The sequence below is a fragment of the Lysinibacillus sp. CNPSo 3705 genome, assembly GCF_028674935.1.
Taxonomy (GTDB): domain Bacteria; phylum Bacillota; class Bacilli; order Bacillales_A; family Planococcaceae; genus Lysinibacillus.
Map to the genome: position 1 here is coordinate 1 of NZ_JAQZSD010000109.1, position 8,880 is coordinate 8,880.

8 protein-coding genes are annotated in these 8,880 nt (G+C 34.7%); 4 read left to right on the forward strand and 4 right to left on the reverse strand.

The annotated features are described in order from the left end of the window. From PVA17_RS23835 to PVA17_RS23845, 3 genes are all read left to right on the forward strand, one after another. On the forward strand, positions 1-315 hold a 315-nt coding region (locus tag PVA17_RS23835), incomplete at its 5' end, for a helix-turn-helix transcriptional regulator (RefSeq protein WP_274069198.1). A 761-nt stretch (positions 316-1,076) separates the two neighbouring features. After that, positions 1,077-2,474 carry an APC family permease gene (locus PVA17_RS23840; protein ID WP_274069199.1) on the forward strand — a complete coding sequence of 466 codons (1,398 nt, stop codon included), beginning with the start codon at positions 1,077-1,079 and terminating at the stop codon, positions 2,472-2,474. Between the two features lie 199 nt (positions 2,475-2,673). Next, complete coding sequence (locus tag PVA17_RS23845) at positions 2,674-4,053, forward strand: aminotransferase family protein (RefSeq protein ID WP_274069200.1); 1,380 nt, start codon at positions 2,674-2,676, stop codon at positions 4,051-4,053. A gap of 350 nt (positions 4,054-4,403) precedes the next feature. Here PVA17_RS23845 and PVA17_RS23850 read toward each other — a convergent pair whose 3' ends face one another. Both PVA17_RS23850 and PVA17_RS23855 read right to left on the reverse strand, forming a co-directional pair. Further along, positions 4,404-4,544, reverse strand: coding sequence for a YjcZ family sporulation protein (locus PVA17_RS23850; RefSeq protein ID WP_248716588.1), 141 nt, complete (start codon positions 4,542-4,544; stop codon positions 4,404-4,406). Between the two features lie 404 nt (positions 4,545-4,948). Next, positions 4,949-5,575: an exosporium glycoprotein BclB-related protein gene (locus PVA17_RS23855; protein WP_132356865.1), complete on the reverse strand. Its 627-nt coding sequence runs from the start codon at positions 5,573-5,575 to the stop codon at positions 4,949-4,951. Positions 5,576-5,921: 346 nt separating this feature from the next. Between PVA17_RS23855 and PVA17_RS23860 the strand changes: the two genes are divergently transcribed. Continuing rightward, a complete protein-coding gene (locus PVA17_RS23860) occupies positions 5,922-6,653 on the forward strand; it encodes an alpha/beta hydrolase (protein ID WP_274069201.1) in 732 nt (243 codons plus the stop codon). A 162-nt stretch (positions 6,654-6,815) separates the two neighbouring features. Here the strand turns inward: PVA17_RS23860 and PVA17_RS23865 are convergent, their stop codons facing one another. Both PVA17_RS23865 and PVA17_RS23870 read right to left on the reverse strand, forming a co-directional pair. Further along, on the reverse strand, positions 6,816-7,340 hold the full coding sequence (locus PVA17_RS23865) for a SpoIIIAH-like family protein (protein WP_274069202.1): 525 nt from the start codon (positions 7,338-7,340) through the stop codon (positions 6,816-6,818). A gap of 289 nt (positions 7,341-7,629) precedes the next feature. Beyond that, positions 7,630-8,664 (reverse strand): YdcF family protein, encoded by a 1,035-nt coding sequence (locus PVA17_RS23870; RefSeq protein ID WP_274069203.1) that lies wholly within the window; start codon positions 8,662-8,664, stop codon positions 7,630-7,632. Positions 8,665-8,880: the final 216 nt, after the last annotated feature.

An 8,880-nucleotide genomic window follows, 5' to 3' on the forward strand; every position in this document is an offset into this window, starting at 1 on the left:
GCATTATATAATATATACGTGACAAGAGGTAATATTACCATAACTCAACTTGCAGAAGAAGTAGGATATTCAACTAGATATTTAAGAAAACAATTTGAAGACCATATTGGTATTTCCCCAAAATTATTTTGCCAAATAGTAAGATTTCAATCATCCCTAAATATGCTTCTGAGGACAACCCACTATACGTTAAATGATGTTATTCATGAGAATGGTTATTATGACCAAGCCCATTTAATTCATGAGTTTCGTAATTTTGGATGCATGACACCTTATCAATTAACTGGACAAAAAAGTTGCCTGAAAACGAGCTAAATAATGTTTGTAAAGCTAAAGAAGCTGGGATATAACAAATAACTCTTTGCGAAAGCCGAATTCTTTCAAATAAAAGAAGGAATATATTTAGAAAACCCGAACAATAGCAAAACACCGTATGAGTGTCTTGTAAATTTGTTCGGGTTTTACTTTAGTAGACTATTGTCCCAGCCCCTTTTTTAAGTGTATTCAATATGCGCATAGTTAAAAGAATTAGTGGTTGAAAATTTAGAATGTTCCGATTTTTACAATATCAAATTATTATAATCTGATAATCTGTAATTACTATAAAGAGTGCTTATTTTTCTTACGACAGTTCAAAGGAAAAATCGGCAATCAACAAAACGAAAGAGGGGAGTCAGATAAAAGACGAAATACAACTGTTTATTCGTGGTAATGGGTTCAGGTTGTGTTAGGCAGAACGTAAATGCCGTATTACCCGAGGCCTAACCAAAAGTTGTGGACCTTACAGACAAAGCTGCTAGGAAAGCTTTAGGCGGATGCCCTGGAAAGAGCAAACGACACTTTTTAGGGCGCTAGCATCTGGGGTTTGGATCAAAATGAGTTAAAGTGTGTCATCGAATGGCCCGTGTTATAAAAGTAGAAACAGTTATGTATACAGTTTTTTAAACCATGCAACATCTTTCAAAGGGATGAAACAAATGGTTTCGGACGTGATTTAGGAGTGCTGGCTATGGACATGTACAGTTAGACCAAGCATACCTGAATTGGTATGAAGGGTAAATAACAAAATTATAATAATGCCAATGGGGGTAGGGATTATAGAAACACAAAAATCAATAGAGAACATTCAAATTTTATCAGATGGGCAAAGTCTAAAAAGAAGTTTAAAAATGCGAGATTTAGTTATTTTTGGTCTTGGCTTTATGGCACCAGTTGCAGCGATGTCAATGTTTGGAATTATAACATTGGTATCACAGGGGCATTCTGTCCTGTCATATGTTCTTGGTTTTGTTGCAATGTTATTTACGGCGTACAGTTTCGGTAAAATGGTTGAAGCTTACCCAGTTGCAGGCTCAACCTATACCTACGCCCATAAAGCGCTACACCCTAAAATAGGATTTATAGCTGGATGGGGAATGCTCCTAGATTATTTGTTGATACCTATGCTAACTTTTTTGATCAGTGCAAGTTTTGCAAACGCCCTTGTACCAAGCATCCCGGTTTGGGGTTGGGTTCTCATCTTCGCTATCCCAATCACGTTTGTAAATATAATTGGCATTGATATAGCTACTAAGTTGAATTCAGTTTTAGTGCTCCTCATGATTATCGCGGTGATTGCCTTCGTTGTCAGCGCAAGTCACTATATTATAATGGGTGATTTAACTTTAATAAACTATAAGGCAATTTATGATAGTGAATCATTTTCAATAGGAGCAGTTATTGGCGGGGCAGCTATTGTTATTGTCGCTTACTTAGGTTTTGATGCTATTACAACCTTGGCTGAAGAGACGAACGTAGGGGGGAATAAAATTGGTTTGGCCATTTTGTTTACCTGTGTCATTCAAACGGTATTTTATGTTTCCGTAACTTATTTAGCAGTGATTCTTGTAGGAAACTATTTCGCTATTGATAATCCCGACACAGCCTTCTTCAACGTTTTAGAGACTATAGGGGGAGGGTTCCTCCAGACGTATATTACACTTACGATTATCGCATCTGGAATTGCAAGCGCCTTAGCTAGCCAATCAGCTTCAAGTCGTCTGCTTTTGGGGATGGGACGTGACAATGTCATCCCTCAAAAATTTTTTAGCTATATCCATCCAAAGTATAAAACACCAATTAATAATATTTTATTAATGTCAATAATTGGAATTATCGGTGCAGTATCTTTGAATTTGCAAATTGTATCCGACTTAGTTGCATTTGGTGGATTATTAGGATTTGCTTTCGTGAATACTTGTGTAATGAATCATTACTATTTAAAAAATAAGCAAAAAAATATCGTTAAATATTTGATTATTCCGTTAATTGGAATGTCGGTTTGTCTTTATATCTTGTGGGGGCTTTCAACAGCCGGAAAAATGGTTGGATTTATTTGGATGGGAATGGGTGTTTGTTATTTAGCGATAAGATCTATGTATTCAAAAGAATCCAAGAAACTCTTAACAGATATAGAAGGGCAAAAAATTAGTTAAATAAAGTAACAATCTTTCTACCCATTCAGAAAATATCGTGAGCAAGGAGAGAGACACAAAGGAAATAAAAAAATATATACCCTTGAGAGCCTGCTAGAGGATGAAAACGTATAACATAATCCCTATTCTTGGAAAAAATTATTGCTATCGCAACTTAGGAAAGCTTCATTATATTTGTCTATTAAAGGAGGAATAAAATATGCAATACGTTACAGAGCGAAAAAACCTAAGTAAATTGGAATTATCAGAACTTGATAAAAAACATTATTTGCATCCAACTACACCACCGAGAGCCCATTATTTATCAGGGCCTTCAACAATCTTTACAGAAGGTAAAGGAATTTATCTGAAAGACATAGAGGGGAAAGAGCGTATTGATGGGGTTTCGATGCTTTGGAATGTAAACCTTGGCTATGGGAATGAAGAGCTTGCTGAGGCAGCAAAACAGCAGATGTTAAAACTTTCTTACAGCTCCTCATTCAGCGGACAATCCAATGAGCCCGCTATCCTTTTAGCACAAAAAGTGGCCTCATTAGCACCTGGTGATTTGAATGTTTGCTTCTTCACATCGGGAGGCTCGGAATCTAATGATACAGCATTTAAACTGGCCCGTTTTTATTGGAAAGTAAAAGGCCAGCCAGAGAAAACTAAAATTATTTCTCTTGAACAATCATTCCATGGGGTTACAGTAGGTGCCACAAGTGCTACCGGAATCGAGGGATTCAACAAATTTACGACTTCCAATGCTCCGAACTTCCTTACAGCTACAGCGCATGTTTTGAATGCAGAACTTGGTGACAAAAGTGATCCAAATTACTCGCGTTCTATTCGTGGGATAATTGAATCAGAAGGATCCGACACTATAGCAGCTGTCATTTTGGAGCCAATCCAAGGTGCAGGCGGGGTAAGGTTCCCTCCTGACGGATACCTTCAAGCTGTTCGCAAACTTTGTGACGAACATAACATTTTGCTTATTGCAGATGAGGTCATTTGTGGGTTTGGAAGAACTGGAAAGACCTTTGGTGTTGATAATTGGAACATTGTTCCGGACTTTTTATGTGTTGCAAAAGGAATCTCAAGTGGCTACGCTCACCTAGGTGCTGTAATTATGAGAGAGCATGTAAGAGAAGCATTTATTCTATCAGATGAAATGATGTTCCATGGATTTACCTATAGTGGACATCCGATGGCTTGCGCGGTTGGCTTAAAGACACTTGAAATATTAGAAAGAGATCAAATTATTGAGAATAGTAGGCTTCGAGGTGAAGAGTTATTAAAAGGACTTAAGTATCTCGAAAGCAATCATAAACATATAACGAATGTCAGAGGTCTTGGTCTACTGGCCGGTATTGAGCTAATTAAAGATCCTGAAAACGGCATCTCATTTTCCCCTTCGGTACATGCCGCAGCTCTGTATACTGATATATGCATGGACTTAGGGCTGCAATTACGTTACTTCGATTGGAAGGGGATAAATACAGTTGCTCTTGCTCCACCGCTTATTATTACAAGCCAACAGGTTGACGAGATTATTAACAGAATGTCTGAGGCTTTTAAAAGGTTCGAAAAACAAATTTAATTCACCCTAGCAAAAGCTAATAAAACTATTGATAGTAAAGTATTATATCTCAAGAATAACAGATAATAGAAGTTGATCATTATTCAATTATAGGACACTTTTCCTAAGTATAGGAGTGTCCTTTTTTATGTATTTTATAAATACATGATTCAGTAATTTATTATTCCCCATGATCTGATCCTTGAATATGCGCGTATAAGAAAGACTACCTCGGACAGCATAAATTCTAGATTAATAGAATTCGACAGCGGAACACCAGTAATGGTCATGTAAACGTAAACGGTAAAGGGTCACTAGGCAGGAAGCGACCCTTTAAAGAGGTGAGAAAGACTAATAGTTTTGTACGGATGCTAACAGTTTTCATTATTTATGAAAGTAGCGCCGATAATAATTAGAAGAATGAATAGAACAACAATTAGCGCAAAAGATGAACCGTAGCCACGGCCATAGCCACCATAACAGCCACAGCCTACGTTTCCATAGTATCCCATAATAAAATCCTCCTTTCTACACTATATAATATGTAGGCTGTAGCGAAGGAGTGGGGTATTTATCCAGTCACAATAGGCATTAAACATTTATCAAGCAAGTAATATTTTTGAGGGATAAGACAATAAAAAAGGTCACTTGGGATTGGAGTGACCCTTCATACAAAAGGAGGATAATTGCTTTATATTACTATTACTATGAAGAAAAAGTTATTTTGCATAGTGAATAGCCTGTGAAATATTTAAAAATAAACATTGTAATGAAAGAAGATACTGTAGCTTAGGTTCTGCTGAAAGAAGTTAAATTTCTTGTTTATATATGTGAAATCGCAGCACCCAAGCTACTAGTCTAGGAATGGGGATAGCATGTTCATTTGTAAAACTTCCACTTCATCCAATTAGAAACTTTAAACAATATTAATTCCTGCACTTGCAGTACCAAGAATAAGGTCAACTGTAGTATCTCCTGGTAACGATGAAATATAAAATACCATTAATAATTGGTCACCTGGAGCTACTGGTACTGGTGGAATATTAGCGGATGCAAATACTAAAAGACCTAAAGGTATAGGTTCTGTAATTGTTGGCGCTAAATCAACGCTAGCACTTGTACCTATAAAACTATTACTTCCTACAGGGGCACGAAAAATTTGAGCACGGATTGTTACAGATCCTGATTCAACCTGTCCCCCTAAAGCAGTATATGAAGCTGAAATAGCAGTAATATTTCCTGCACGTGGGACGGTGAAGGCTTCAGTTAAAAGTCCAGTTAAATTAATTGTATTATTTGCAATAGGTACAAGGTCTATAGCAGTCCCAAACCCTATAAGACTAGCAAGATTATTGCCGAGTATATTTTCAACTACAGTTTGTGTATTTCCAGAGGAAAAGGGAATGATTGAACCGCCGTTGTTTTCTTCGCCGTTTTCGATTTCGAAATTTAAACAATTTAAATTTTTAGCCACAAATGGTCCAAAGTTATCACATTCTTTTCTCGTAGATAAACAATTACAATTATCTTTATTAATGCACATAAATTTTGCTCCTTTCATCGCTATGATATGTCCGAGAAAGTAAAGGAGAAGGGCTATTAACTTGATAATAATATTGTTGTAATGCATCTCTTGAGGTAGGCATTTATACCGAATTAAATGAACATGAAGATAAGTTGCTACTTTAACATTAAGAGCGATATTTGATATTTGTAGGGGCATAAAAATGTTGAGCGATTCTATGGAGAATAAAGCGCACAGAGAACGTCCAGTAAAAATACACAGATATATAAAACTCCATATATCATTTTCATGAGCTAGCTCCAAGCTACTTTGGTAAAGTATCTTTATACTGAGAATTAGTATTTATGTAGAAAGGTTTGGTTTTGTGATAAAGATACTTCCTGCTAAAGAAATTTACCTAAAAGGTAATAATCACGCTGTATTACTTTTACATGCATTTACAAGCCATACTAGAGATATGAAGAAGGTTGCTATTGAAATTCATAAAAAAGGTTATACATGCTATGTACCACTTTACCGAGGACATGGGTGTGCTCCAGAACAGTTACTACAATATAATGTAAATGACTGGTGGCAAGATGTTGTGAATGCATATCAATTTTTAATTAGCGAGGGATTCCAAAAAATTTCTGTTATAGGTTTGTCTATTGGCGGAATATTTACATTGAAACTTGCAGAGATAGAGAAAATAGAGCGAGCAATTGTATTATCAGTACCGATCGATAGGGAGCCAGAACGACTAAAAAAAAGAATTATTAATTACGCATACAATTACAAAAAAGTAGAGGGGAAGTCTTCATTTCAAATTTCTCAAGAAATTGCTATGTTTAATCAAATGCCCTTAGATACATTAATTGTATTTCAACAATTTATTAAGTCTACCATTCAAAATCTTGATAAAATATCAGTTCCAATTGCCATTTTTTATGGTGAACAAGATGATGAATTGTACAAACATAGCGCTAATGTTATTTATAATAATGTCAATTCAAATGGAAAAAAGATAAAAGGTTATAAAGAATCCAAGCATTTAATGACATTAGGTAAAGATCAAGAACAACTAGTAAAGGACATTTTGGAATTTTTTAATTGTTAAAGTGTAATCTCTATAAAAAGACCACTTTAAACGATGTCATATCCTATGCTGTATGTAGAAAATATTTGGAAGATTAAAGAGAGGGCTAAAGCGTCTTAAAATGGTATTTCCTCTAAGGCGCAGTTTTTCGTAAATAAAATGAAGACCTCCTTTTTCCATTTTTTAATAATTATTTGCACCGAATTTTACTTGTACATTTCCATCCTCGCATTCTTTTTTTACTAGATAAATAATTTCATTTGCTCGAGATTTTGATAATTTATTGGCCACCACGGTTACGGAAATGTTTGCTCCTTCTATTCGTACTAAAGCATCGGGAAAGCCTAATGATTTGATTTGCATCTCAAGTAGTGCCTCTGTAGATTCTTCCTTAAGGAGAGTATCGATTTCCATAGACGCTGTATTTTGTTCGTCAACAAAATACTCACCTGACGTTATTTTTTGCGTTAACTTTTGGCGAAGTTGATTTCTTTCGTGACTAACTTGTAGACGACTTTCTTCAAATAAAGGGCTAGATGAAGATACTTCCTTCGAAACAGTCTGTATTGCAGCTTTTTGATCAGCTTCTGCTGTCGAGGTAATAGCCTCTTTTGATTGTTTTGGTGAATCCAACAAAGAAAACATTGAAATAACCGCTACTAGAGTTAAAAATGCAAGAAACCAAGACGATTTTTTTTGTAAGTGCATTCATTGTCACTCCCTCAATAAATCTAGTTAAAAACCACTATGAAACTTTTCAATGTCTGTTTTATAAGAAATTTATTTATAAATATGCTGACAGTTAAACGAAAACAACTCGAAGCAGTTTAAATAGTGAAATGAAGTTTGGTCGCATTTAAAATAGATGTTATGTACGAAAGTATTGTTACATGTCCTATTTATGGCTACTGGAGGAAACATCTACTGTCAACGACAAATAAAAGGGTACTAGAAAATTACGATTTTAGTACCCTTTGTTGATTATTTTTTTATTTAACTAGAAGAATAATAAGCCAAATAAAGAAAGGAGTAGAGAAATTCCAAGAATTGTCCCAACAATTTTCATATGTCTTTTTCGCCCCATTACAACAATTGCAACATATTCACGAACCATTGCGTTGGGCCAATAATAAAAAGCTGTTTTTGAGCCGATACCTTGGCTATTCAAGCCAGCTTGTCTAGCGTATAGACCAGAACGGAAAAGGTGGAAATTATTCGTTGTAAAGATGCTATTGTATTTACCATCTGGTTTTAACGTATCCATTATCCGTTTCGAAAATAACATATTTTGATAGGTGTTTACAGAACGATTTTCTTGCAAAGTATGCTCAAGAGGAATGCCTTTTTCAACTGCGTATTTTTGCATCGCTTCCGCTTCAGGCAGATTTTCATCGGGACCTTGTCCTCCAGAGAAAATAATTGTTGGTGGTGCGTTAACTGCTGCTTGTTTCTGATAAAAATCAATAGCTTTTATAATTCTACTTGCAAGAAGTGGAGGTACTTTATCGTTAATTAAACCACTGCCTAGCACGATGATAAAATCTTGGTTATACTTTGGTTTATTAAACTGATAAAGAAAATATGCAGATAGAAAGTTGGATAAATGAATCAAGAAATAACAAGCAATAAGCGATATTCCTCCAAAAACAGGCTGAAATATATTAGATAACAAACTGGATGGACTAATAATAGGCATGACAATAAATAATAAAATAATAATAGCTACTATTAATGTTAAGGAATTTGCTAGGCGTCTACCTTCTCTTTTCATTAAAATTCTTGCATTTAGAAATAGGCCGAACATTAAAGCTACAATTCCAAAAGGTATCAAAAAGAAAAGTGCTATTAAAGGAATAATAACTAAAAGCTTTATAGTATTGTTTTCAGATGCTAAAGAAACAATCGTACAAAATAAAAGAAATGAACAGAAAAAAATATTAAATAAAAAGCCATTTACTATTTTTCTGGGATCTTTCAAGTAAGAATACAAAAAAATAAAAAATAGGATAAGCGGAATAATCCCGAAATACATATAAAACCTACACCTCGCCTATATAGTATTGATCGTTTTATTTTTAAACTACTATATATTAGCATAGATTTTTAAAATTACATTCTTTTTTCGTTATCCTTACATAAATCTTAAAAATATTGTTAATTGACAGATTGGAATAAATATATATTTTTGTAAATACGGAATGATTCTTCTAAACTAGAATAGGGATTAATAATTTACATATTTAAGGGG

Coding starts and splice junctions, on each gene's coding strand:
- PVA17_RS23855 (WP_132356865.1), bottom strand. CDS start 5,575: ATGTGCATTAATAAAGATAATTGTAATTGTTTATCTACGAGAAAAGAA.
- PVA17_RS23850 (WP_248716588.1), bottom strand. CDS start 4,544: ATGGGATACTATGGAAACGTAGGCTGTGGCTGTTATGGTGGCTATGGC.
- PVA17_RS23870 (WP_274069203.1), bottom strand. CDS start 8,664: ATGTATTTCGGGATTATTCCGCTTATCCTATTTTTTATTTTTTTGTAT.
- PVA17_RS23840 (WP_274069199.1), top strand. CDS start 1,077: ATGCCAATGGGGGTAGGGATTATAGAAACACAAAAATCAATAGAGAAC.
- PVA17_RS23845 (WP_274069200.1), top strand. CDS start 2,674: ATGCAATACGTTACAGAGCGAAAAAACCTAAGTAAATTGGAATTATCA.
- PVA17_RS23865 (WP_274069202.1), bottom strand. CDS start 7,340: ATGCACTTACAAAAAAAATCGTCTTGGTTTCTTGCATTTTTAACTCTA.